Raw genomic sequence first — 23,373 nt, forward strand, 5'->3', positions numbered from 1 at the left:
ATACCATTGATATCGTAAACTTTTGAATGCTATTTGTCTCTAAAGTAGTCCTATTTGGTACAAGTGATTATATAATAGCCAAAACTTTGCATGTGCAAACCTGATAACAACGCATAAAAAGAACCTTTTAAGTTGTGCAGACTTTCCTTTTTAAGAGACCCATTTTCCCAAAGTTTTTTGAACATAAAACCTGTTATTGCAAATGGTACATGAAGTACTGAAGGGGCAACACGGAATGATATGTCCTCAACCTTTACGTTTTTATACCCTATTTTTTTCAAATCAGATGCCACCTTTTTTATGTCACCTAACTTTTCCAAACTCCAATGGTCGCAAAGTTTTTGGTAAGCAAATGCGCTTCCATGACAAAGTTCTTGAGCTTCTTTTTTTAGAAAAGCATCTGCTATAATCAGTTTTCCACCAGATTTTAGAATACGATGTGCTTCTGAAAATGAGGATTTGTCATGCCCAGAATGACAAAAGCTTTCTATTGCTATTGCTCCATCACATGAATTTGTGGCTAAAGACGTATGGTTGTAGTTTTCTTTTAAAATAACAGCATTTAAGTCATTCAAAAGTTTGTTCCCTTCATTGACTTGAAATTCTGATAATGTAACCCCTATGGCAGAAAGATTTTGGTTTTTCTTTAGTGCATACCTGATACTGCCGCCCATACCACAACCTAAATCCGCCAATAGTCCTTTACCCTGATTTAAGTTCAATCTATTTAAAACTTGTTTGTTCATTTCATTCAGCATCTCATCTCTTTTAAAAGGATTTGTTCTAAATGGAGCATAATACCCAAAATGCATGTTAAAGTCCTTACTCCAAAACTCATAGTCTTCTGTGGCTTCGTCATAAAAATCAATAATATCTACCTCATTTTTTTCTTTTTCTTCAATGGGATAGTACTTCTTCTCAAACACTAAATCTTTCATAATAAACGCTTTTAAGAATTAGAATACAGGATGAAATTGTTAATGAACAACCAGGTAAACACCACAGAAAACAGAATGAACAGGGCATTCATGAGATAGCTGCCAATTTTAAACAATGGTTTTTGAGGAATGGTGTACATAGGGTAATATGCTATTTGAGTAGCTACTTTGCCTATCCAATAAGCACCTATTAACCCGGTGATGGCAATTGCCAATTTTGTTCCGTTTTGTAAATCATTGGTCAAGAGAATTGCAATACAACCAAAAGAAAAGTTGAGACCTTGAATATATCTGCCGTATGTTTTCGCAATTTCTTGGTTTAATGGTTTTAACTGCTTTACATCATTATACCAATCAAATACTTTATGCCTGATGTATGGATAAATAAGAGCAGTAAATATTTGACCAATACCTCCTAAAACAATCAACCAATTTGGAACATTATATATCATAGTTATGTATTTTTAAAGTTTCAGAAAACATTGAAATTTGTAATTAAAAAAATTATTTTATTATTTTCAGCAGCGCACTACTTACCCAGTTCTGTTTATGAGTTATTGCCTTATCCAAAAGTGAATTTGCCGTTTTGGCCAAATCATGGAGAGCCTTTGTTTGTTTAATGAGTTCTTTTGTGTTTTCCGTACCATCATCTTTTATGGAACTGATTTCTTGCAGTGTTTTGATAACGGGTTGTATTTCTCTTCTGCTGCGTTCTTCAGCAATAATGCGGGCGAGTTCCTGCACATCTTTCTCAGTAGAAAAGTATTCTTTGCGTTCCCCTGCTTTCAACTCTTTTTTCACAATTCCCCAGTCAATTAACTGACGAACATTCATGCTGGTATTACCTCTGGAAATTTGAAGGGCTTCCATAATTTCTTCAGTAGTCAAGGATTTTGTGGAAATAAAAAGTAAGGCTTGTATCTGGGCCATAGCTTTGTTTATGCCCCATAAAGTACCCAGACTGCCCCAGGTACTAATAAATTTATCTTTTGCTTCTTGGTATTCCATGAAACAAAGATAGTGTTATTTTTGTAATTTCAAAAATTATTGAAAGTTAAAAAACATTAACCAACTTTCTTTATCAACCCAGCCCGTTCTAATAAAGGTTCAATTTTAGGTGCTGCACCTCTAAAACGTTTGTAAAGTGTCATAGGGTTTTCTGTACCTCCCTTGGAAAGTACATGTTCCTTGAATTTGGTTGCGACTTCCTTATTGAAAATTCCTTTTTCTTTAAAATACGCAAATGCATCAGCATCTAAAACCTCTGCCCATTTATAGCTGTAATATCCAGAGGAATACCCTCCCTGAAATATATGGGAGAATGCTACGCTCATGCATGTTTCAGGAGTTTCAGGAAATAGATTGGTGCCTTCAAATGCTTTGGATTCGTAATTTTTTACTTCCTCAATTTTTGATGGGTCTTTTCCGTGCCACGCCATATCCAAGAAGCCAAAGCTTAATTGACGAAGTGTGGCCATACCTTCTTGAAAGGTTGCAGATTCTTTTATTTTTTGAACCAATTCCATAGGAATCAATTCCCCGGTTTCATAATGAAAGGCAAAAAGTTCCAAAGCTTCTTTTTCATAGCACCAATTTTCCAATATTTGACTGGGAAGTTCTGCAAAATCCCAATAGACCGATGTGCCTGAAATACTTGGATAAGTAGTATTGGCCAACATGCCATGCAGCGCATGACCAAATTCATGGAACAGCGTGGTTACCTCATTGAAGGTAAGAAGCGATGGTTTGGTGCTTGTGGGCTTTGTAAAGTTGCAGACATTTGAAATGTGAGGTCTACTATTTTTACCTTGCAATGTGTATTGTGGTTTATAGGAAGTCATCCAAGCACCGCCGCGTTTTCCGGGTCTGGGATGAAAATCTGCATAGAAAAGCGAAACCAAGTTTTGTGAGCTGTCGTAAACCTCAAAGGTTTTTACATCGTCATGGTATTTTTCAACATTGAAAACTTCTTTAAAGTTGAGGTCAAATAGTTTTTCCGTCACTTTAAAAACACCATCAATTACATTTTCCAGTTTAAAATAGGGCTTTAGTTTTTCATCATCCAAATTGAACAATTTTTGCTTCAACTTTTCAGAATAATATGCACTGTCCCATTTCTCCAGTTGAGCAATGCCGTCCAGTTCTTTTGCAAATGCTTCCAATTCTGCAAACTCTCTTTCAGCAGCTGGTTTTGCCTTCTCCAGAAGCTCGGTCAAAAAGCTCTGCACTTTTTCGGGAGTTTCCGCCATTCGTTCTTCCAAGACAAAGTGTGCATGGGTTTGATACCCTAGCAAATTGGCCCTCTCATGGCGAAGTGATACAATCTTTAAAACATTTTCTTGATTATCCAGCTCGTCTTTATGAAACCCTTTACTGCCAAATGCTAGGGAGAGTTCTTTTCGTAACGCCCTATTTTTAGCGTATTTCATAAATGGAATGTAGCTTGGGTAATCCAATGTAATCAACCAGCCTTCCTTCTCCTTTGATTTTGCCAATTGTGCCGCGGCTTCTTTTGCTCCTTCTGGTAATCCATTTAAATCTTCTTCTTTTGTGAGCAATAGTTCATACTTGTTGGTTTCTGCCAACACGTTTTCACCAAACTTTAATTTTAGTTTGGACAGTTCGGCGTCAACCTCTCTAAGGCGTTTCTTTGCGGCATCCTCTAGATTAGCTCCGTTGCGACTAAAGCTTTTGTACCTTTTCTCCAATAAGGTTTGTTGTTCTGTGGTAAGGTCAAGGTGCCCTCTTTGTTCGTAGACCGATTTTATCCTTTTAAAGAGCGCTTCGTTCAATGTGATGTCATTACCAAATTCTGACAATAAGGGAGAGACTTCTTGCGCTATTTTTTGAATCTCATCATTGGTTTCAGCTGAGTTGAGATTGAAAAAAATACTGGAAACCCTATCCAATTGCCTTCCAGAAAATTCCAAAGCTTCCAACGTATTTTCAAAAGTTGGTGCCTCGGTATTCTCAACCAAGGCATCTATCTCTTTTCTGGCATTTTCAATTGCCTCTAAAAAGGCTGGTTTAAAATGTTCATTTTTGATTTGTTCAAAAGGAGCTTTGTCAAATGATTTGAGAAGAGGGTTATTCGTAGGCATATGCGGATTTCTTTTTATAATTTGGAATTTTTGACAGATGATTTTTGGAAGTCACTTTCGATAGACCCAGTATGACAGGTTGGACGAAGAATCTCTAGTTCTTATTTCGCACTTCTTCGGCTCCTTTGATGACTTTTTCTTTAAGCCCTTGTTTATAGACTTCAACTTTGTCTAAGACACATTTATCAGAAGATCCAATAATCTGGGCAGCCAAAATACCAGCATTTTTTGCGCCATTAAGTGCTACCGTTGCTACGGGAACCCCACCTGGCATTTGAAGAATGGAGAGTATAGAATCCCAACCGTCAATAGAATTGCTGCTTTTTACTGGAACTCCAATAACTGGCAAAGGAGATAAAGAAGCAACCATTCCAGGTAAGTGGGCAGCGCCACCAGCGCCGGCGATGATTACAGTATATCCATTCTTATGGGCATTTTTACTAAAATCGAACAGTTTTTCTGGAGTTCTATGGGCAGAAACAATGTCTACATCAACTTCAATATCAAACCCTTTTAAAATATCAACGGCTTCTTGCATAACAGGAAGGTCACTGGTACTTCCCATAATTACGGCTACTTTGCTCATAATGCTATTTGCTTATAACTTTAATCGTTTCTTTTACTTGTTGTGCCACTTTTCTTGCTTTGGCCATGTTTTCATCTACAATGGTCACATGTCCCATTTTACGAAACGGGCGTGTCTGTTTTTTTCCATAGACATGAGGAGTTACACCATCCATTTCTAAAATGGAATCTATATTTTCATAAACAACATCTCCAGTATGTCCTTCGTCACCTACCAAGTTTACCATTACTGCGGCTACTTTGCTGTCCGTTTTTCCCAAAGGTAAACCAAGTATTGCTCTTATATGCTGTTCAAATTGATTGGTATAACTGCCTTCAATACTATAATGTCCGCTGTTATGGGGTCTTGGTGCTACTTCGTTAACCAAAATTTCACCGTCTTGTGTTTGAAACAATTCCACAGCAAGCAATCCAACATGCTCCATATGTGATGAAACTTTTAAAGCTACCTCTACTGCCTTTTGTGCAATGGATTTTTCAATACGTGCTGGACAAATAACATATTCAACTTGATTGGCTTCAGGATGAAATTCCATTTCAACAACAGGATACGTTTTTACTTCTCCGTTGGTATTTCTAGCAACAACAACGGCCAGTTCATTTTTAAAATCGACCATTTTTTCCGCGATGCATTCCACATTGGGTAGACCCTTAAGGTCTTCTAAAGAGCGCACCACTTTAACTCCTTGTCCATCATATCCAAACTGAGCACTTTTCCAAACAAAAGGAAATTCCAGACCGCCATTAGCAATACTATCCTCAATTTCGGAGGTGTAGGCAAATCGGGTAAATGGAGCAGTTGGTATATTGTTATCGGTATAAAACAGCTTCTGTGTCGCTTTATTCTGAATAATCCGTAGCGCGTTGGTAGGGGGGTATACTTTTACACCTTCACTTTCCAATTTTTCCAAAGCGTCCACATTTACATTTTCAATTTCAATGGTCAAAACATCAACATCTTTTCCAAAAGTATATACATCATCAAAATCTAGAAGACTGCCCTGCACAAAATGATTACAGGCTATTTTACAAGGAGCTTCTTTGGAAGCGTCCATTACCTTAGTATAAATGTCCCATTTTCGGGTCTCATAAAGTAACATTTTGCCCAATTGGCCACCACCTAGAATACCGAGTTTAAAATTGGAAGAGAAAAAATGCATTGATCTGTTAATTGGAATGAAAGCAAAAATACATGAATTCCTCGAAGGGATAAAAGCTCAGAGGGTAAAGCGCACCTAAAAATGTTATCTTTGCCAACCTATTAAAATTGATGACGACTTGATCAAGCTCCATGACAAAGTTTTTAAGCCCTATTTAGGGGAGGCACAAATTTTAGCTGCCGTTGAAAAAATAGCGGCTGAAATAGCCAGGGACTACCAGAACGAGACTCCTATTTTTGTTGGTGTACTCAATGGAGCATTCATGTTCGTATCCGATTTTTTGAAGGCATATCAACACCCATGTCAAGTTTCCTTTGTGCGGTTAAGTTCCTATCACGGATTAACATCCACTGGTATTGTAGAAACTTTATTGGATGTTCCGGAAGATATAGATGGAAGAAGTGTAATTATTTTAGAGGATGTTATTGATACGGGCCGAACATTGAAGCAATTAGTGCATTTGTTCTCTCAAACCAATGTGAAAGAGTTTAAAATAGCTTCGTTGTTTTATAAATCTGATGTGTATTCAGGTGAATATTCAATTGACTATGTGGGAATGGAAATTCCTGATAATTTTATTGTAGGATATGGCCTGGATTATAATGAATTGGGCAGAAACTTAAGAGAAGTATATCAACTAAACCAGAATAATATGATCAACCTTGTGCTTTTTGGAAAGCCGGGAGCGGGAAAAGGAACCCAAGCTGGGTTTTTAAAGGAAAACTACAATTTAAAACACATTTCTACAGGAGATGTTTTTAGATATAATATTAAAAACGGAACGGAACTGGGCAAATTGGCCAAATCTTATATAGATAGGGGCGATTTGGTTCCTGATGAGGTAACGATAAGCATGCTGAAGGATGAAGTGGACAAAAATCCAGATGCGGCAGGATTCATTTTTGATGGGTTTCCAAGAACAACAGCACAGGCAGAGGCATTGGACAATTTTTTAGAATCCAAAAACATGCAGATAGACGCCACCATTGCGCTAGAGGCCGATGATGATGTTTTAGTGGCTCGCTTGCTGGAACGTGGCAAGGAAAGTGGCCGTTCAGATGATCAGGATGAAAATAAAATCCGAAATCGGTTTGATGAATACAATGAGAAAACAGCTCCTTTAAGAGCTTACTATGAGAAACAAGGGAAGTTTCATTCTGTTAATGGAATAGGGGAAATAAATCAGATTACAGAGCGACTCAGTACTGTTGTAAACGACCTTTAATAAGGTAGTTCAAAAAAACTATAGAAAATCTAAATGAATTTTGATTTACAGCCAATTCTAGAGAATGATTTGGTAAGACTAAGACCCTTGTTGTCAGAAGATTTTGATTTGCTATATAAGGTTGCATCGGATCAATTAGTTTGGGAACAACACCCAGACAACAAAAGATATACTTTATCTGGATTCACTAATTTTTTCAATGAATCAATAGCTTCTAAAGGAGCAATTGTAATTATCGAAAAGCAATCAGGTAATGTGATTGGCAGTTCACGATTTAATTTAGTTCCCAAGTATAAAGAGGCCGTGGAAATTGGATGGACATTTTTGTCAAGAGCATATTGGGGAGGTAAGTTCAATTCGGTATGCAAACAACTAATGATGAATTATGCATTTCAGTTTGTAAATGAAATTGTATTTTTTGTAGACAAGAACAACATTCGTTCTCAAAAAGCAGTGGAGAAATTAAGCTCACTAAATAAGAATAAGTTGACCATTGAGCAAAGTTCTGAAAATCGAGGAAACGACTTGGTTTATAGGATTGCAAAAGCATAGTATTAATTGCGAAAACGCACACCATGACAGAAGGTAATTTTGTTGATTATGTAAAGGTTTATGTAGCTTCTGGAAAAGGGGGCAAGGGTTCTGTGCACTTGCATCGTGAAAAATATATTACCAAAGGTGGTCCAGATGGTGGAGACGGTGGACGCGGCGGTCATGTAATTGTTAGAGGAAATAGTAATCTTTGGACATTGGTCACCTTTAAGTTCAAGAAGCATTTTAAAGCAAGTCATGGAGAGCATGGCAGCAAAAATCGTAGTACGGGTGCAGATGGTAAAGATGTCTATATGGATGTGCCCTTAGGTACTATAGTAAGAGATACCGAAAGCAATGAAATTCTCTTTGAGATTACCGAGAATGGAGAAGAAAAAATAGTGGCAGAAGGAGGAATGGGAGGTCGTGGCAACTGGCATTTTAAAAGCTCCACCAACCAAACTCCAAGATATGCGCAACCAGGAATTCCCGGTCAAGAAGCTCAAATAACGCTGGAATTGAAAGTATTGGCGGATGTTGGCCTTGTTGGCTTTCCCAATGCAGGTAAATCCACGCTACTTTCAGTGGTGACCTCTGCAAAACCAAAAATTGCGGATTATGAGTTTACAACGCTAAAACCTAATTTGGGTATAGTTGAATACCGAGATTTTAGGAGCTTTGTAATGGCTGATATTCCCGGTATTATTGAAGGGGCAGCTGAAGGAAAAGGTTTGGGGCATTATTTTTTGAGACATATTGAGCGTAACTCAACCTTACTTTTTTTAATACCTGCAGATAGCAATGATATTTCAAAAGAATATGAAATCCTGTTGGACGAACTAAGGCGTTACAATCCTGAACTACTGGATAAGGAAAGGATAATCGCAATTTCTAAATCCGATATGCTGGATGAAGAACTTATGGCAGAAATGAAGGTTGAATTGGACAAGGACTTCAAAAATATCCCATATCGATTTATTTCGTCAGTTGCGCAACAGGGTATCCAAGAACTTAAGGATGACCTCTGGAAGTTATTGAACGAATAACATCATTTATTCTCCTTCTGAAACCAAATATTGATTAATTTTAAAGGTATTCCCAAGAACAAATGCGATATCTTTTTTCCATACTGTTTATATGTTCACTGTTATCCTGCAGTGGAGTCCGGGTAAATTACGACTACGATAAAGCCACTAATTTTTCCAACTACACCAGTTATAATTACTTCTCGGATATAGAATCCGGTTTAAGTGAATTGGATGAAAAACGATTGATGCGGGCTCTTGATTCTACATTACAGGCAAAGGGTTATCTTTTGGTAGAGGAACCTGATTTTTTCATCAATATACTTAGCAATGAATACAGAAGTGCCCCAAACAATGCTGTAGGCGTTGGTATTGGTGGAACAGGCAGAAATGTAGGTGGAGGAATTTCCGTAGGTCTACCTTTAGGTAATTCAGGGATTCAGCGTCAGATTCAGTTTGACTTTGTAGATGCCCAAAAAGATGCGCTATTCTGGCAGGCTTCAAGCGAAAGTGGTTTTAGAGAAAATGCTTCACCGAGCGTTAGAGAAGAAAGGTTAAGAGCACTGGTAAAAAAGGTATTCTCCAAATTTCCCCCAGAAAAGAGATAATCTCCGTTAGCCAAAGCTAATTTACCGTTTGTCATATTCTATTTTCATGGGCACGGGTTCCAATGCTATTTTTGATTGAATAAAATGTAACAAAAGCTTTCTAAACGAGTCTTATTTAGAAGATTAACTTCAATTTTAATCAAAAGCTATTAATTCAAACACTTATGAAAACATTAAATTTTAAAACTGTTTGTGGTATTGCCTTGTTTTTACTCATAGGAACGACCTCATACGCTCAGGAGAAAACTGTTCCTGGAAACCCAAGTTTGGTTAGTTCAAACGACGAACTGATTTCCCTTGCATCTTTAGATGAGGGAGATTACAGGTACACCGTGGAAGATTACTTTGCAAACCCAAAGGCCTTTACTTTTAGATTTTCACCTGATGGAAAATACTTGTCCTACAGAGAAAGTAACGTAGAGGGGAAACGGCATATTTATGTAAAGAACCTTAAGACCAATGAAATAAAAAGAGCAATTGAAGAGAAAGAAGAGCTTGTTAGAACCTATGGATGGGTTAATAATGGGAGATTGTTCTATTCCATGGATAAAGGAGGGGATGAAAACTATCATATTTATGCGGTGGATTTAGATGGGAGCAATCAAAAAGACCTTACTCCTTTTGATGGCGTAAGAGCTCAGTTTACAGAACTGCTAAAAGAGGACAAAGACCACATTATTGTTGCTTTGAACAAAAACAATCCACAGGTTTTTGAACCTTATAAAGTAAACCTTAATACAGGAGAGTTAACACAACTATACTCCAATGAAGATGCAGCAAACCCTATTGCTGGTTACAACTTTGATAAAAATGGTAATCTTAAGGCCTTTGCCAAAATACGTGATGGAGTAGAGCAAGACATTTATTATGAAGATGGCAATGGAAGCTATAATGTCATAAAAAAATTAAACTGGAAAGATTCTTTCAATATTCTTGATTTTAACTATGCAACTGAAAATCCGCATGACGCATATGTTATTTCCAATTTAAGTAGTGACAAAGCAGAGATAGTGCTCTATGATTTAATGGAAGATAAAGTAATTGAGAAAGTCTTTACAAACAATCAGTATGATGTCCAGAGCATGGGGCTTTCCAGAAAAAGAAATTATGAAATAGATTATTTCTCCTATGAAGGGGAAAAGAACATTGTGGTACCAATAAGTGATTCATACAAAAAATTGGATAGCAAGATTAAAAAAGAACTTCCTGGAAAGCAATACAGTGTTTTAGATACTACAGATGATGAAAACCTTTATATGGTATATGTGGACAGTGATCGCCTGTATGGAGCATATTATGCTTTCAACGTTCAAAAAAATGAACTCAAGGAACTTTATAATACCATGCCTCAACTTAAGGAAGAGGATATGTCAGAAATGAGACCCATTACTTTTAAAAGTAGAGATGGCCTTACATTACATGGTTATATTACTTTGCCCAAAGCAGCATTGGCTGGACAAAAGGTTCCTGTAATTGTAAACCCACATGGAGGCCCGCAGGGAATACGTGATTCATGGGGCTTTAACCCAGAGTCGCAATTGTTTGCAAGTCGCGGGTATGCTACACTTCAAGTGAATTTTAGAATTTCAGGAGGCTACGGAAGAGAATTTTTAGAGTCTGGCTTTAAACAAATTGGAAGAAAAGCAATGGATGATGTGGAGGATGGATTGCAATACGTTATTGACCAAGGTTGGGTAGATGCGGACAAAGCCGCCATATATGGTGGTAGTCATGGTGGATATGCTGTTTTAAGAGGATTGACCAAAACACCGGATTTATATGCTTGTGGAGTGGATTATGTTGGAGTTTCAAATCTTTTCACTTTTATGAAAACCATTCCACCTTATTGGAAACCTTACTTAAAGATTATTAAGGAAATCTGGTATGATGAGGATGTGGCCGAGGAGAAGGCAATAATGGAAGAAGTTTCTCCAGTATACCAAATGGAGAAGATTAAAAAACCACTGTTTGTGGTGCAAGGTGCCAATGATCCTAGGGTAAATATAGATGAGTCTGATCAAATTGTAAGCGCTTTAAGAGGAAAAGGATATGACGTACCCTATATGGTAAAATATGATGAAGGACATGGTTTTGGTAAGGAAGAAAACAGAATTGAACTGTATAAGGCCATGATGGGCTTTTATTCCAAACATTTAGGAAAGCAAGAAATACCTGCACCTTTAAAAGATTAAATGAAACATCATCTGTGTGTATAGTAAAAAGGAGCTTTTAAGCTCCTTTTTTTATTGCCCAAAATTTAGGATACCGTTCGCACTTTCAATTTTACCACTGGTCATAATCTGCTTCTTTCTGGAAAGGTTGTTGGGTATTTTCGATGTGTAAACAATTAGAATCTAAAAACATGATCGCTTTAGCCAAGTTAATTATCACTTTACTAGTTCACATTTTTATCTAATCAACCAATAGGTTAAACTTTAAAACACAACAATGAAAAAACTAAGCACATCACAAAGGATAGTATTGGCCTCAGGAATTATAGGAACGCTTATTGGGCTTTATGGAAAGTTTAATGGGTGGGAATACGATGATTACTTCATCTTTTTTTACACGGGAATATCACTTACTTGGGTGGCCTTCTTAAGAACGGATAAGAAAGGTTGTAGCCTTCCTGGAAAAAGAGGTCGGGCGTAAGTTATTTATTTAATGATACATTGTGTTTTTGGAAAATACGACACCCAAAGAACCTTCAAAAATAAATGGCAAAACTGCAAAGAAGTATATTTGAAATAGTATTGATTACTAAAAATGGAATTGACCAATAAAAAAAGCAAGTACACTTTTTGGATTCTACAAGTTCTTGGTTGGGGCTTTGTTAATATGCTTTCACTCTTTGTTCTGAAGAAAATAAGCATAGAGCTGATATTATACTCAAGCATATTTGGGATGTTCATTGGTATTTCCTCCACTTCTATGCTTCGTTGGTATTTTAAAAAAAATATTCAATTTGATTCATTCGGTATTAAGGAACTCACCAAAGTAATGGTGTCCTTTCTTATAACAGCAATGTTGTTTGGAGCAATGAACTATGGTTTTGGTTATATCTATGCAAAATTTGGACCTGAACTAACTGATGTGGAACTCCAGATGTTCAACAATTACGATAAAGTTTGGATTCAAATATTAAATTCACTTTTTGTGATTGGAGCATGGACTACAACCTATCTGGTTGTAAAACTTCTCTTAAAGCTAAATAAAGATAGAATAGAACGTTTGGAACTTAATACCAACCTCAAACAGGCACAACTTAATACCTTGAAAGGACAAATCAATCCACATTTTATGTTTAACAGCCTTAACAATATTAGAGGGTTAATGTTAGAGGATGTGGAGAAGTCCAGAGAAATGCTAACAAAACTATCTGAGATTTTAAGATACTCGCTTACCAAGAACAATACAAACGCTATAACGGTGGCAGAAGAGTTGGAAATGGTTGGTAATTACATAGATCTCTCAAAAATCCAATTGGAAGATCGATTGGAATTTGTTGAAGAAATAGATGATGATACGCTCTCATTAAACATTCCACCAATGGTTGTTCAATTATTGATAGAAAACGCTACAAAACATGGAATTTCCAATTTAAAACAAGGGGGACGAATTGTTTTGAGCATAAAGCAAGATGGAGAGCTGTTGGTCATTCAGGTAAGAAATACGGGAAAATTGCAAATAGGAAAAAACACGACCCAATTGGGGTTAAAGAATATCCGTCAAAGACTAAAGTTATTATATGCAGATAAAGCCTCTTTTAGTTTGAAAGAGGTGTCAAGTGAAGTTGTGGCTCATATAAAAATTCCTCTGGCATGAAGATAAGAGCTGTAATTGTTGAAGATTCCAGGCTAGCTCGTAACGAGTTAAAAGAGCTCATTAAAAAGCATGAAGAAATTGAGCTTATCGGGGAGGCTGAAAATGTGGACAAAGGGTTTGAACTCATACAGAAAGAAAACCCGGACTTACTTTTTTTAGATATCAATATGCCGGAAAAAGATGGTTTTGAACTCCTTGAGATGTTGGATGAAGTCCCAATAACAGTTTTCACCACCGCTTTTGATGAGTATGCAATTAAATCCTTTGAATACAATGCATTGGATTATTTGTTAAAACCAATAAATGAAAAGCGTTTTTCAATGGCTTTGGAAAAAGTAAAAGCGCAATTAAGTGGGAATCCAGAAGAGACAGAATCTGAAAAGAAGCTAACGGAAAACAGTCAAATATTTATTAAGGACGGAGAATCTTGCTGGTTGGTAAAGGTTGGGGATATTTCTCATTTTGAAATTGTTGGGAATTATACCCGTGTGTTTTTTGAAGAGAAAAAACCATTATTATACAAGTCTCTTAATCAAGTTGAAGAAAAATTGCCCGAACAGTCTTTTTTTAGGGTAAATAGACAACAAATTGTGAATACCAATTTTATAGGAAATGTAGTGCCATGGTTTAATGGCAAGCTAAAGCTTCAGATGAAGAATGGCGAAGAAATTGAAGTGTCCAGAAGACAGTCCTATATATTTAAGGATAAAATGAGCTTATAATCAAAAAACGAGTAGCATTTAAAAAGCCCTTCTTTTATAGAAGGGCCTTTTTGCTTGAGCTTAAGCTCGTAAGATATCCTTGTATCTATCCTTATAGCCAAGAAGGACAACTATATTTAAAATAATCAATGCCAAAGCCCCGCCAATATCTGCAGGCGCTAGAGTGGCATGGAACAAAACAGCATTTACAGAAACACTCATTAAAATAAGAGCCATTAGAGCGCCATATTTATTTAATATAAATGCTAATCCTGCTAATATCTCAATGATACCTACAATTTTCAAGGTGTGTGTTGAAGACAGTGCACCAAAATAGTTCATTGCCGCTTCGGGCATTTCTCCAAATGGGATAAAACCAAAGAATTTGTTTAAACCAAATACTAAAACAAATAGCCCCAGAAGAATACGTGCGACTAGAAAAACTTTTGAATTCATGTGTTTGAATTTTATTGGTTAAGCAATAAAATTAACTAAAAATTACGAATTCAATATTTTATAAGATGAATGGTTAAATTTTTAAAAAGATTTCTGTTTAAAAAGATTTTAATAACCCACCATCAATGGGGATATTTGTCCCTGTAACATAAGCTGACTGATCGGATGCTAAAAAAGCCACTAAAAAACCATATTCTTCGGGTTTTCCAATACGTTTCATAGGTACTTGTGCTTCCATGGCGGAACGAACCTCAGAGGGGGGTATTCCTAGTTTTTCTGCTTTAGTGACATTCAGTTGAGCAATCCTATCGGTATCAAAATAACCGGTAAGAACATTGTTTACGGTAATTCCGTCTTTGGCAACATCAAAAGCAAGGCTTTTTGCCCAAGTAACCACTGCAGCCCTTATAGAATTGGACAATGCCAAATAGTTCAGCGGCTCTTTAACAGAAATGGAGGCTACGTTAATAATTCTGCCCCATTTCTTCTCCTGCATGTTTTTGAGTGCAAGCTCGGTCGTGAAAACAACGGATTTAAACAGAAAATCAAAAGCCTTTTGATAATCCTCCACATTTTTTTCCAATGCACCCCCTGCTTGTGGACCTTGGGTATTGTTGACTAAAATATCAATGGAATGTTGTTCAAAAAAGTCAGCAATGGTTTTTTTAAAAGTATCAAAGTTTGAAAAGTCAACCACCAGATATTGATGTTTCTGCCCTTTATCTGTAGGGAGCTCTGAAACAATGGTTTTCATTTTACCTTCGTTTCTGGCCATAAGTATCACCCTTGCTCCACTGTCCGCCAGTTGCCTTGCAATAGCTTCGCCAATACCTTTACTGCTTCCACCTACCAAGGCAGTTTTACCTAAGAGATATATTCATAACTATTTATATTCTTCTCTGGCTGGGCTAAAAATATCCATCAATCTACAAGGAGTTAGAGCTTTCCCTCCATGGGATATGTTAGAAGGGATTACAACTACATCTCCTGGATGATAAATGTCTGTTTTTCCTCCAACTGTAAATTCAAAATCACCTTCCAAGACATGCATAATTTGCTCATGTATATGATTGTGCTGAGGTACTTCAGCGTCTTTTTCAACATCCCAAAAAACCCAGGTCATTGTTTCGCCATGTACCATTTTTCCGTGATAGCCTGGCATGATTTCTTTAGATTGTATTTTTGATAAGTTCATTGCTTCAAATTTTACCCTAAGATAAAAATTAATAAGATGTATGGTTTATTTGTATTCGCTATGCCAATGTCTATTTTTGACTTATAAACTGTATTGATGAAAATCCATTTTATTGCAATTGGTGGTAGCGCTATGCATAACCTTGCCTTGGCATTGGAACATAAAGGGTATGAGATTACCGGAAGTGATGATGTTGTCTTTGAACCTTCAAAGAGTCGTTTAAAAGAAAAAGGTTTACTGCCTGAAGAGTTTGGATGGTATCCGGAGAAAATACATGATGAATTGGATGCGGTAATTTTGGGAATGCATGCCAAACCGGACAATCCAGAACTGCAAAAAGCCCAAGACATTGGTATTAAAATTTATTCGTATCCTGAGTTTTTATACGAGCAATCCAAATACAAAACCAGGGTTGTCATCGGAGGGAGCCATGGCAAGACCACTATAACATCCATGATACTGCACGTACTGCATTATCATGACATTGCTGTTGATTATATGGTAGGCGCACAGTTAGAGGGCTTTAACCGAATGGTTCACCTTACGGAAGAAAATGATTTTATAGTATTGGAGGGTGACGAGTATTTGTCTTCTCCAATAGATAGAAGGCCAAAATTTCACCTCTATAAACCCAATATTGCGCTCTTGAGCGGCATCGCCTGGGACCATATTAATGTATTTCCCACTTTTGAAAATTATGTGGAACAGTTCCAGATTTTTGTTGATAGTGTTGTCCGCGGAGGTAGTGTTACCTATAACGAAGAGGATTTAGAAGTGAAAAAAGTAGTGGAGGCTACTGAAAATGCTATTCGTAAGTTCCCTTATAGCACACCTAAGTATAGTGTGGAAGATGGAGAAACGCTGCTGGATACCCCTGAAGGTGAGATGCCCATTGCCATTTTTGGTAAGCACAATCTGAACAATCTGGCGGGAGCAAAATGGATATGCCAGAACATGGGTGTGGACGAAGATGATTTTTACGAAGCAATAGCTTCTTTCAAGGGAGCTTCAAAACGAATGGAAAAAATTGCGGAAGGGTCAGGAAAAGTGGCATTTAAAGATTTTGCACATTCTCCCAGCAAGGTAAAAGCGACCACAATGGCTGTGAAGGAACAATATTCTCAAAGAAAATTGATTGCCTGCCTTGAATTACATACATATAGTAGCCTTAATGCTGAATTCCTAAAAGAATATGATGGAGCTTTGGACGCAGCAGATGAAGCTGTTGTCTTCTACTCTCCAGATGCAGTAAAAATCAAGCAGCTTGAAGAAGTAACGACAAACCAAATTGCAGAAGCCCTAAACCGGGAAGATGTACAGATTTTTACTGATTCCAATGTTTTTCGAGAGTATCTTTTTGCTCAAAACTTTGATAACACTGCTTTGTTACTGATGAGTTCTGGTAATTATGGAGGACTCGATTTTAGTAGGGTCAGGGAGATTTTTCAACGATAGAATTGTCTAAAAAAGCAATTTTGTCAGCACATGAATGTATGGAACAGTAGTTGCCATACATATGGAGTGAAACCATTATTCCATTTTCCTGTCAAAAAATTATACCGCAAACTGCAACGGTTTGCTTCCATAGTGTTGGTTTCGTTCATGCTAGGAATCTCCAATGTTATCTTAGAGGAGGACAGAATGATCAATGATTCTTATAACAAAGTTGAATTGCAAGAAACCCAAGACGAAGATGAAAATCTCTAATACAGCTGATTCTATTTCCAATAATTATTGGCTTTTGCTATTGTAGCAAACTCCATTGCTACCGTTTGGCCAATAGCAATTAGCATTGAAGCATCATTGGCATATATTGGGCGTAATTTTTCTCTGGTTTTGGCATCTGGCTGCGTAATCTTTATGGTTAATCTTGCAATCTTAACCGCTAGTGCCCTTCCTTCTTCAGGAGAATTGGTTTTTAACGAGTTACCGGGAATTAATTGAAATTGTTCTGACATGTTTTTATAATTTGGGCACAAAACTATTGGTAATGCAATTTAAAAACAGTGACATATGCTACTTTACAGTACTTTTATTTTTCGCCCTATTTGTTCCACTTTTTGATTTTTGCCCAGTTTTTTCATCACACGGGTTATAACTTCTCTAGATGTACCAAGGTTGTCCGCAATTTCTTGGTGAGAGATGCCTAGAAGGTTGGACTTTTCGATTTCCGCTTTGGTTTTTAAGTAATCAATCAATCTATCTTCAAGATTATAGCAAATAACCTGTTTTGTGGTATGCAACAGGTCTGTATAATGTTTTTGATAATCATTCAGCACTATACTGGCAAAAGACGGATATTTTTTTAACCATAAACGAACTCTTTCCAATGGAAGTAGCATTAAAGTACTTTTTACTTCTGTAATGGCAGAAAACTCCGCGGGTTCATTGTTGAAGGTATGCGCAAAACTGTAAATGCAAGATGCCCCTGATGAAATGTAGTACAATAGAAATTGCATCGCATCTTCAGTACTATAGACCCTTATGCTTCCGTCTAGTACAATGGGCAATGACCTAATAAACTGCCCTTCTTTTACAATGTATTCTTTGGCTTCAAATTTTTTGATGGACGAATAGTGCTCTATTTCTGTAACGAGCTCTTTCTCAAGGCTCGGAAAACATTGGGTTAAAAAAGATGTTTTCATTTGGATTATTATTTAGAACATAATTGTTCTTTATGTATTGAAATCTAAAGTGTTTCTACTTGAGTTTAGTTTTTTTACTCTTTTTTTCCAAAGATATCAGTACGAATGAAAAGAGTATTTCAAGTGCTCCTCCTACCAATCCAAATAAATAGAAGGATGAGTTAAAAAAGAAGCCAAGAGCTCCTGATAATGCTAATATTGAGCCTAAAAGCCAGTAAAGACGCATTCCATAAATTGAGGAAAACAACAAATATCGCCCACCGATAATGAGCATCATCACTGGAAAAAACCAATTTGGACGAATGTACATTACGGAATAAGCAATAAAGAACCCAATAAACAATAAAAGGGTGCTTTCCAATGCTAAAGTTGATAATGGATTTTCTTTTTTATGCTGTCCAGAACGTTTTAAAAATTTAGATAACAAAATCCCTAGAGGGTGTATGAACATTCCTGCGAAGAAGAATACCAAAACGCTTGTTTTTTCTGTAGTTAGTATAGCCGTAACCCCAGATGCGAGCCATACAGCCCCAGATGCGAAAACCCCTGGACCTCCTCCAAAATAGGAGGTACGCATATCTTCCTGTGCTTCTGTAAAATTCATATTCAATCTAATATTAAAAGGAAACTGGCGAAAAAATCAATGTTTTGGCACATTGCCAGTCTCATCCAAAATACCTTCCATTTTTAAATGTGTTACAATTGGCTCTTTGGTCATCCTTACTAAAGTAACATGATCAAAAGACAACGAATCCGTTTTGTCTTGACCACCTCCAGTAGTACCTAAGATGGTGTAATCCCTACCTTTTCTTTTACGATGGGAAAAGGAATGGAAATGTCCATTAACAACGGTGTACCGTCGATTTGCCATAAGATTTTCAAGATTGCCCAGTCCTTTTTCATCTTCTCTCATCCAAAGTGGTTTATGCATGAGTACAAAAGTCCATTTTACATCAGGGTATTTTTCTAGAACCGATTTATAATAATCAAATTGAGCACTGCTCATTCCACCAACTCTGCGTTCGTTCATTCCAAAGTATTCCGATTCTTCATAGACGCCGTCAATTTCACCTTTGATAATTTTGATTGCTTCTGCTCGGGCATGATAAATTTCCAGCATCCTCTTTTCTTCATAATCTTCGGAATCCATCATTAGGAACAATACATCATCATATAAAAAATGATAATAGCGTGGGCCAAATCTATTCTTCCAAAATTCACGCATTTTAGGATTGGTCAAATCGTGATTTCCACCTAAATAAAAGAAGGGCATATTTAATTTTGAAGTTCTTTTATCAAAAGAATCCCATTCCTTTGCTAATTGCAAAGAATCCTCTGTTCCTCCATCAATTAAATCTCCCACACTGAGCACAAAAGTTGGGTCTAACCTATTTAATTGAGAGACCGCGGTAGCATAGATTCCTTCACGTTCACCTCCATTTAAATCAGAGATTATGGCAAAGGTGAAGTCATCTTCAGTGGTTTCAAAGTTTTCGGAAGTCCAGGGTTTTGGACCGTTTGCTACCTCAGAAATAAAAAGAACTTCCTTTTCCGCTGTTATATTAGATTTTTCCTTGCATGAAGAAATAAGGAGGAGTAAAATCAATAAATTCCAAAGTCTTAACTTAGAAGGATTCTTTGCGTTATACTTCATACTCTTTAAATTTTAAAACAATGTAAATCATCAAAATGTATTTTGAACACATTTATTTTCTCTTTTTACTGTACAACCGGAAATAGAACCAAGCTGCTATACCACCTATCAGTGAAAAGATAGCAAGCATCCAGAAGACATGTTGATGTCCTTCTGCGCCGGGAGAATTATCCAACAGATAACCCATGGCTGGTCCTGCAAATATATCTGGCGTATATCCTATGATTGAAATTAGACCTACAGCGGTTCCAGTAAGTATTAAAGGAATTTCACCTCTTTCCATTACAGCAAAATAGAGTGAACGTGCAGCATATACACCTGCTGCCACGATAAGAATTGCAATAAAAAACAAAACAGTAGCCGATTCGGAAATAATACCGGTAGCGAACAACAGTGCTCCCAAGAATGCAATGATAAAACTAACCACTAACCAATATGTGGTTCGAGAACGATCGGCCAAAATTCCAATAATAACCCCAATTACAGGACGTATAAACAATAAAAAAGTGCCCACTTGTGCCGACTGTACTTGATCATAGCGCATAACATCCTGTGCGTAGAGCGAAAACACATCGGTAATTTTATACCCCACATATGCACAAAGAATAATGATCATCAATAACAAAACAGAGGGCAGTTTTAGTACTTCTTTAATTTGTGAAACGGTTATTTTCTCCAAAATAACAGCCTTTTCCGCAGTGCGATCCATTCTCATGAAGAACCATACTAAAAATCCTACCAGAACTGCAATTCCAGCTGAAACCAATATTACGTACCTGAAGGCTTCCCTTCTTTCTGGGACTGAAGCTTCTATAATTTCTGAGGTGATAAACAAGGAGAAAATTAGGACGCCCATGGCTCCGAACAGCGCACCTACCAAACCACGGCCACCATCTAAAAAGCCAAAGGCCTTACCTTGTGAATTTGAGCCTCCCCAAACACGGGTAGCCTTTATCATTGGGGCCCAGAACAAAAAAATAGTGGTAAAGCCCCAATAGCCATAGAGTATTTTTAAAACAGTATAACTAGGGAAAGTGGCATAGACCAACCCTCCTAATGCAGTCATCCAAAGTGCTACGGCAATTAATTTTCTTGGAGGAAATTTATCAGCCAAAGGACCGCCAAAAAGATACGATACCAAAGCCACGATGCCGTAGACAGAAAAACACAGTCCCAGTTGCACGTTGTCCAACCCAAATACATCGAGTACAGTAGGTCTAAACACACGAGAAAGCACAAACGGAAGAATGAAAACGGTCTCCCCAGCCAATATAAGTAGAAGAAGGTAATACCAAGGAGCTTTCTTTTGTTGCATGCAGCTTAAGCTAAGGACTATCTATTGGTTGCTAATGCTTAAAGATAAGGTTTCAAGATTAGTTAGAAACATTTGGAAGAGTTTACTCAGCCAATAGCATTGGGAGATGTATTAATCTTTAATTATCAATATATTTTTGATCCCAAGTCTTGTTTGGGGTATGATTTCTTAAATCAATTTGAAAGTCGACCGCTGCTTTTAGACTCATCAATACAGATATCCACCCGGAATGTACTTCCAGATATTCATCTTCAGCTACGCCTTCATTGGTTAAGGTTAAATCTGTGCCGTTGTTTAAAGAAGGCTCTAGGCTAAACTTGACCGTCGAATTGAAATAATCCAATTGAAATTCAATATTTGTGTTGGATTTCAAGATTTGACTCTCATAAGATTCTCCATTTGGAAAAGAAAAGTGGATGGTTCCATTTACTTCTGGAGCTTTTTCAGCCCAGAATTTTTCCCGCCCACTTGTTGTAGAAAGAAAACCAAAAACTATTTCGGGAGAAGATTTTAAATGTATTTTCCAGACGATACTTTTCATAAATAGCTGCGCTCAGAATTTATTCCGTTTTCTTTGTTTTTTGACATCTCTGATCATTTTTCCAAAGTTCTTGTCCTTCTTTTTCTTTTCTGCAACACTGGATTCAAAAAAGACCCTTTCTTTTTCCATTTTCTGAAAATTTGCATAGGAGTCCGCATCAACCTCTCCGCGTTCTACAGCATTAAGTATGGCGCATCCATCTTCGTTTGAATGTGTGCAGTCATTGAATTTACAATTTTGTGCCAATTCAATAATTTCATCAAATGTAATTTCAAGTCCTGCGGAAGTATTGGTAATACCAATTTCTCTCATTCCGGGATTATCTATAAGAATGCCGCCATCTTCCAAAACAATTAGTTCCCTGTGAGTGGTAACATGTTTTCCTCTATCAATGCGCTCACTTATAGACCTTGTATCCATAAGTTCTTTACCCGTTAGTTGGTTTAAGAGTGTTGATTTGCCCACGCCGGACGAACCTAATAAACAGTAGGTTTTGCCTTTTTGGATAATTGCTTTTACTTCATCTAACCCAACATGGGATTGATTGCTGATTGCTATTAAGGGAACCTCTTTGATTCTTTCTTTTATTTCATCAAGAAGTGAGCTTAACGTTTGTTCGTCTATTAAGTCTATCTTACTTAAAATGATGATGGGTGCTACTTTGGCAGTATTGCAAATGGTTAAATATCTTTCTAAACGGTTGATGCTAAAATCCCTGTTTACAGATTGAACAATTAAGCCATAATCAATATTTGTCGCAATTATTTGGGTTTCTGCAGATTTGCCAACAGCCTGCCGCTCTAAAATGGAATGTCTTGGGTAAACAGCATGTATTAGTGCCTTATTCTCACCGTATTCTGAAAATGCCACCCAATCTCCAACGGCCGGTAAATCATACCTGCTTTCCGCAGTATATCGCAGATTACCAATTAGTTCTGCATCCAATTCTCCGGTTGCCGTTTTGATCACATATCTGTCTTTATGTTCCAATATAACACGACCAACGTCAAAAGAATTTATGCTATGTTCTTTTCCATATTCTTCCAGCGCAACATTGTATCCTATGTCTTGAAGTGTCATTTTACTCATTGATGATAATTAATTTTCTTTTGTAATACGTTTTACAAAGTGGTCCAAATCTTTTAGGTCTTCCTTTGTTTTAAGGTATTGATCTGTTCTTTTGTCTCCCATATCCTGTATTCGGTACTCTGGTAAATACTTACCGAAATTTAAGAATACAAAAGTGTCCACAATTCGTTCTTTTAAAGCATGGGAAACCCTATATTTATTAACAATCGCTTCTTCAATTCCAATATGGGTTATTTCGTGAATAATTGTGTTGGCGGGATTGTCATAATTTTTGAAGCGTCCGTTGGTTGTAGTGAAAATTAACACCGACCCTTCATCAGGATTATAGCTTCCACCGGGTCCATAGAGGGTAAGGTTTACTTGGTATGTCTTAAATTCTTTGAAATTCCATTTAAAGTTTGATTGGCTTATTTCATTGATCATGCTGTTGATTTGTTCAAGCTCATCTTCTATTTTTTGATACCCTTTTTGGTAGTCAGCTTCGTCATACACACTATCTTGAACAAATACCTTTAATCTTTCGTAATCCTCATTTGTGAGGTTTCCTAATTTAGATTTAACCTTTAAATCGTTTATCAATGAACCCTGGGGAAGACTTATTTGATAATTTTTCCCTTCAAAGAATTTGATGTCCTGGATTGTTCTCCAAATGTATTCGGACTCTGAATCTGCGGTAGGAATATTAACTACAACACGATTTTGACTGCTCCCATAGCAAGATGTAAGAAAGGTCAATACCGTTAATATGTGGATTTTAATCCTCATCTTTATTTCTAATT

Annotated in this window: 27 protein-coding genes; 10 read left to right on the forward strand and 17 right to left on the reverse strand. The window is 36.9% G+C overall.

Going from position 1 to position 23,373, the window contains the following annotated elements:
* Window positions 1-50: 50 nt before the first annotated feature.
* The 6 genes from LV704_RS12355 to LV704_RS12380 form a co-directional block, all read right to left on the reverse strand.
* On the reverse strand, window positions 51-938 hold the full coding sequence (locus tag LV704_RS12355; protein ID WP_163423619.1) for a cyclopropane-fatty-acyl-phospholipid synthase family protein: 888 nt from the start codon (window positions 936-938) through the stop codon (window positions 51-53).
* Between the two features lie 11 nt (window positions 939-949).
* Window positions 950-1,390: a hypothetical protein gene (locus tag LV704_RS12360; protein WP_163423618.1), complete on the reverse strand. Its 441-nt coding sequence runs from the start codon at window positions 1,388-1,390 to the stop codon at window positions 950-952.
* Window positions 1,391-1,442: 52 nt separating this feature from the next.
* On the reverse strand, window positions 1,443-1,946 hold the full coding sequence (locus LV704_RS12365; RefSeq protein WP_163423617.1) for a GbsR/MarR family transcriptional regulator: 504 nt from the start codon (window positions 1,944-1,946) through the stop codon (window positions 1,443-1,445).
* 56 nt (window positions 1,947-2,002) lie between these two features.
* Window positions 2,003-4,039: a M3 family metallopeptidase gene (locus LV704_RS12370; RefSeq protein WP_163423616.1), complete on the reverse strand. Its 2,037-nt coding sequence runs from the start codon at window positions 4,037-4,039 to the stop codon at window positions 2,003-2,005.
* A gap of 94 nt (window positions 4,040-4,133) precedes the next feature.
* Window positions 4,134-4,625, reverse strand: a complete 492-nt coding sequence (purE, locus tag LV704_RS12375; protein ID WP_163423615.1) for a 5-(carboxyamino)imidazole ribonucleotide mutase — start codon at window positions 4,623-4,625, stop codon at window positions 4,134-4,136.
* A 4-nt stretch (window positions 4,626-4,629) separates the two neighbouring features.
* Entirely contained in the window at window positions 4,630-5,784 is a 1,155-nt protein-coding gene (locus LV704_RS12380) for a 5-(carboxyamino)imidazole ribonucleotide synthase (RefSeq protein WP_163423614.1), read from the reverse strand.
* A 118-nt stretch (window positions 5,785-5,902) separates the two neighbouring features.
* On the opposite strand from LV704_RS12380, the gene LV704_RS12385 reads away from it, so the two are divergent.
* The 8 genes from LV704_RS12385 to LV704_RS12420 all read left to right on the forward strand — a co-directional run bounded on the left by LV704_RS12385 (window position 5,903) and on the right by LV704_RS12420 (window position 13,720).
* Window positions 5,903-7,009, forward strand: coding sequence for an adenylate kinase (locus tag LV704_RS12385; RefSeq protein ID WP_163423613.1), 1,107 nt, complete (start codon window positions 5,903-5,905; stop codon window positions 7,007-7,009).
* A gap of 33 nt (window positions 7,010-7,042) precedes the next feature.
* A complete protein-coding gene (locus LV704_RS12390; RefSeq protein ID WP_163423612.1) occupies window positions 7,043-7,561 on the forward strand; it encodes a GNAT family N-acetyltransferase in 519 nt (172 codons plus the stop codon).
* A gap of 23 nt (window positions 7,562-7,584) precedes the next feature.
* Window positions 7,585-8,586 carry a GTPase ObgE gene (gene obgE, locus LV704_RS12395; RefSeq protein WP_163423611.1) on the forward strand — a complete coding sequence of 334 codons (1,002 nt, stop codon included), beginning with the start codon at window positions 7,585-7,587 and terminating at the stop codon, window positions 8,584-8,586.
* A gap of 62 nt (window positions 8,587-8,648) precedes the next feature.
* Window positions 8,649-9,173 carry a DUF4136 domain-containing protein gene (locus LV704_RS12400; protein ID WP_163423610.1) on the forward strand — a complete coding sequence of 175 codons (525 nt, stop codon included), beginning with the start codon at window positions 8,649-8,651 and terminating at the stop codon, window positions 9,171-9,173.
* Between the two features lie 164 nt (window positions 9,174-9,337).
* Window positions 9,338-11,365, forward strand: coding sequence for a S9 family peptidase (locus tag LV704_RS12405; protein WP_163423609.1), 2,028 nt, complete (start codon window positions 9,338-9,340; stop codon window positions 11,363-11,365).
* A gap of 256 nt (window positions 11,366-11,621) precedes the next feature.
* Window positions 11,622-11,825 carry a hypothetical protein gene (locus LV704_RS12410; protein WP_163423608.1) on the forward strand — a complete coding sequence of 68 codons (204 nt, stop codon included), beginning with the start codon at window positions 11,622-11,624 and terminating at the stop codon, window positions 11,823-11,825.
* 114 nt (window positions 11,826-11,939) lie between these two features.
* Entirely contained in the window at window positions 11,940-12,998 is a 1,059-nt protein-coding gene (locus tag LV704_RS12415; RefSeq protein ID WP_163423607.1) for a sensor histidine kinase, read from the forward strand.
* Complete coding sequence (locus tag LV704_RS12420) at window positions 12,995-13,720, forward strand: LytTR family DNA-binding domain-containing protein (RefSeq protein ID WP_163423606.1); 726 nt, start codon at window positions 12,995-12,997, stop codon at window positions 13,718-13,720. The genes LV704_RS12415 and LV704_RS12420 overlap by 4 nt, the downstream gene beginning before the upstream one ends.
* A 60-nt stretch (window positions 13,721-13,780) precedes the next feature.
* On the opposite strand, the gene LV704_RS12425 is transcribed toward LV704_RS12420, so the two are convergent.
* The 3 genes from LV704_RS12425 to LV704_RS12435 form a co-directional block, all read right to left on the reverse strand.
* Complete coding sequence (locus LV704_RS12425) at window positions 13,781-14,155, reverse strand: DoxX family membrane protein (protein ID WP_163423605.1); 375 nt, start codon at window positions 14,153-14,155, stop codon at window positions 13,781-13,783.
* A gap of 97 nt (window positions 14,156-14,252) precedes the next feature.
* Window positions 14,253-15,008 (reverse strand): SDR family oxidoreductase, encoded by a 756-nt coding sequence (locus tag LV704_RS12430; protein WP_317164657.1) that lies wholly within the window; start codon window positions 15,006-15,008, stop codon window positions 14,253-14,255.
* A 30-nt stretch (window positions 15,009-15,038) separates the two neighbouring features.
* Window positions 15,039-15,350, reverse strand: coding sequence for a cupin domain-containing protein (locus LV704_RS12435; protein WP_163423604.1), 312 nt, complete (start codon window positions 15,348-15,350; stop codon window positions 15,039-15,041).
* A 96-nt stretch (window positions 15,351-15,446) separates the two neighbouring features.
* Between LV704_RS12435 and murC the strand changes: the two genes are divergently transcribed.
* Window positions 15,447-16,805: a UDP-N-acetylmuramate--L-alanine ligase gene (gene murC, locus LV704_RS12440; protein WP_163423603.1), complete on the forward strand. Its 1,359-nt coding sequence runs from the start codon at window positions 15,447-15,449 to the stop codon at window positions 16,803-16,805.
* A 30-nt stretch (window positions 16,806-16,835) separates the two neighbouring features.
* Window positions 16,836-17,057, forward strand: a complete 222-nt coding sequence (locus LV704_RS12445; RefSeq protein ID WP_163423602.1) for a hypothetical protein — start codon at window positions 16,836-16,838, stop codon at window positions 17,055-17,057.
* An 11-nt stretch (window positions 17,058-17,068) separates the two neighbouring features.
* Here LV704_RS12445 and LV704_RS12450 read toward each other — a convergent pair whose 3' ends face one another.
* From LV704_RS12450 to LV704_RS12485, 8 genes are all read right to left on the reverse strand, one after another.
* Window positions 17,069-17,308 carry a hexameric tyrosine-coordinated heme protein gene (locus tag LV704_RS12450; RefSeq protein ID WP_163423601.1) on the reverse strand — a complete coding sequence of 80 codons (240 nt, stop codon included), beginning with the start codon at window positions 17,306-17,308 and terminating at the stop codon, window positions 17,069-17,071.
* Window positions 17,309-17,371: 63 nt separating this feature from the next.
* Window positions 17,372-17,995 carry a Crp/Fnr family transcriptional regulator gene (locus LV704_RS12455; RefSeq protein ID WP_163423600.1) on the reverse strand — a complete coding sequence of 208 codons (624 nt, stop codon included), beginning with the start codon at window positions 17,993-17,995 and terminating at the stop codon, window positions 17,372-17,374.
* Window positions 17,996-18,050: 55 nt separating this feature from the next.
* Window positions 18,051-18,599 carry a hypothetical protein gene (locus tag LV704_RS12460; RefSeq protein WP_163423599.1) on the reverse strand — a complete coding sequence of 183 codons (549 nt, stop codon included), beginning with the start codon at window positions 18,597-18,599 and terminating at the stop codon, window positions 18,051-18,053.
* A gap of 36 nt (window positions 18,600-18,635) precedes the next feature.
* Window positions 18,636-19,649 (reverse strand): metallophosphoesterase, encoded by a 1,014-nt coding sequence (locus LV704_RS12465; protein WP_163423598.1) that lies wholly within the window; start codon window positions 19,647-19,649, stop codon window positions 18,636-18,638.
* 52 nt (window positions 19,650-19,701) lie between these two features.
* On the reverse strand, window positions 19,702-20,964 hold the full coding sequence (locus LV704_RS12470) for a nitrate/nitrite transporter (RefSeq protein ID WP_163423597.1): 1,263 nt from the start codon (window positions 20,962-20,964) through the stop codon (window positions 19,702-19,704).
* 118 nt (window positions 20,965-21,082) lie between these two features.
* Window positions 21,083-21,505, reverse strand: coding sequence for an SRPBCC domain-containing protein (locus LV704_RS12475; protein ID WP_163423596.1), 423 nt, complete (start codon window positions 21,503-21,505; stop codon window positions 21,083-21,085).
* A gap of 12 nt (window positions 21,506-21,517) precedes the next feature.
* The gene (gene rsgA / locus LV704_RS12480) at window positions 21,518-22,594 is read right to left on the reverse strand and encodes a ribosome small subunit-dependent GTPase A (RefSeq protein ID WP_233782037.1); all 1,077 of its coding nucleotides are present in this window, start codon (window positions 22,592-22,594) and stop codon (window positions 21,518-21,520) included.
* Between the two features lie 9 nt (window positions 22,595-22,603).
* Window positions 22,604-23,359, reverse strand: a complete 756-nt coding sequence (locus LV704_RS12485) for a hypothetical protein (RefSeq protein WP_205597906.1) — start codon at window positions 23,357-23,359, stop codon at window positions 22,604-22,606.
* Window positions 23,360-23,373 lie beyond the last annotated feature (14 nt).

The organism is Flagellimonas sp. CMM7 (assembly GCF_021390195.1).
In the GTDB taxonomy this organism is placed as follows: domain Bacteria; phylum Bacteroidota; class Bacteroidia; order Flavobacteriales; family Flavobacteriaceae; genus Flagellimonas.

What these genes read in the sequence shown, in the direction of transcription:
- murC (WP_163423603.1), top strand. Translation starts at nt 15,447, where the DNA reads ATGAAAATCCATTTTATTGCAATTGGTGGTAGCGCTATGCATAACCTT.
- LV704_RS12435 (WP_163423604.1), bottom strand. Translation starts at nt 15,350, where the DNA reads ATGAACTTATCAAAAATACAATCTAAAGAAATCATGCCAGGCTATCAC.
- LV704_RS12355 (WP_163423619.1), bottom strand. Translation starts at nt 938, where the DNA reads ATGAAAGATTTAGTGTTTGAGAAGAAGTACTATCCCATTGAAGAAAAA.
- LV704_RS12470 (WP_163423597.1), bottom strand. Translation starts at nt 20,964, where the DNA reads ATGCAACAAAAGAAAGCTCCTTGGTATTACCTTCTTCTACTTATATTG.
- LV704_RS12370 (WP_163423616.1), bottom strand. Translation starts at nt 4,039, where the DNA reads ATGCCTACGAATAACCCTCTTCTCAAATCATTTGACAAAGCTCCTTTT.
- LV704_RS12460 (WP_163423599.1), bottom strand. Translation starts at nt 18,599, where the DNA reads ATGAATTTTACAGAAGCACAGGAAGATATGCGTACCTCCTATTTTGGA.
- LV704_RS12485 (WP_205597906.1), bottom strand. Translation starts at nt 23,359, where the DNA reads ATGAGGATTAAAATCCACATATTAACGGTATTGACCTTTCTTACATCT.
- LV704_RS12450 (WP_163423601.1), bottom strand. Translation starts at nt 17,308, where the DNA reads ATGTCAGAACAATTTCAATTAATTCCCGGTAACTCGTTAAAAACCAAT.
- LV704_RS12360 (WP_163423618.1), bottom strand. Translation starts at nt 1,390, where the DNA reads ATGATATATAATGTTCCAAATTGGTTGATTGTTTTAGGAGGTATTGGT.
- LV704_RS12415 (WP_163423607.1), top strand. Translation starts at nt 11,940, where the DNA reads ATGGAATTGACCAATAAAAAAAGCAAGTACACTTTTTGGATTCTACAA.
- LV704_RS12445 (WP_163423602.1), top strand. Translation starts at nt 16,836, where the DNA reads ATGAATGTATGGAACAGTAGTTGCCATACATATGGAGTGAAACCATTA.
- LV704_RS12425 (WP_163423605.1), bottom strand. Translation starts at nt 14,155, where the DNA reads ATGAATTCAAAAGTTTTTCTAGTCGCACGTATTCTTCTGGGGCTATTT.
- obgE (WP_163423611.1), top strand. Translation starts at nt 7,585, where the DNA reads ATGACAGAAGGTAATTTTGTTGATTATGTAAAGGTTTATGTAGCTTCT.
- LV704_RS12465 (WP_163423598.1), bottom strand. Translation starts at nt 19,649, where the DNA reads ATGAAGTATAACGCAAAGAATCCTTCTAAGTTAAGACTTTGGAATTTA.
- LV704_RS12475 (WP_163423596.1), bottom strand. Translation starts at nt 21,505, where the DNA reads ATGAAAAGTATCGTCTGGAAAATACATTTAAAATCTTCTCCCGAAATA.
- LV704_RS12380 (WP_163423614.1), bottom strand. Translation starts at nt 5,784, where the DNA reads ATGCATTTTTTCTCTTCCAATTTTAAACTCGGTATTCTAGGTGGTGGC.
- LV704_RS12420 (WP_163423606.1), top strand. Translation starts at nt 12,995, where the DNA reads ATGAAGATAAGAGCTGTAATTGTTGAAGATTCCAGGCTAGCTCGTAAC.
- rsgA (WP_233782037.1), bottom strand. Translation starts at nt 22,594, where the DNA reads ATGAGTAAAATGACACTTCAAGACATAGGATACAATGTTGCGCTGGAA.
- LV704_RS12390 (WP_163423612.1), top strand. Translation starts at nt 7,043, where the DNA reads ATGAATTTTGATTTACAGCCAATTCTAGAGAATGATTTGGTAAGACTA.
- LV704_RS12455 (WP_163423600.1), bottom strand. Translation starts at nt 17,995, where the DNA reads ATGAAAACATCTTTTTTAACCCAATGTTTTCCGAGCCTTGAGAAAGAG.
- LV704_RS12405 (WP_163423609.1), top strand. Translation starts at nt 9,338, where the DNA reads ATGAAAACATTAAATTTTAAAACTGTTTGTGGTATTGCCTTGTTTTTA.
- LV704_RS12410 (WP_163423608.1), top strand. Translation starts at nt 11,622, where the DNA reads ATGAAAAAACTAAGCACATCACAAAGGATAGTATTGGCCTCAGGAATT.
- LV704_RS12365 (WP_163423617.1), bottom strand. Translation starts at nt 1,946, where the DNA reads ATGGAATACCAAGAAGCAAAAGATAAATTTATTAGTACCTGGGGCAGT.
- purE (WP_163423615.1), bottom strand. Translation starts at nt 4,625, where the DNA reads ATGAGCAAAGTAGCCGTAATTATGGGAAGTACCAGTGACCTTCCTGTT.
- LV704_RS12400 (WP_163423610.1), top strand. Translation starts at nt 8,649, where the DNA reads ATGCGATATCTTTTTTCCATACTGTTTATATGTTCACTGTTATCCTGC.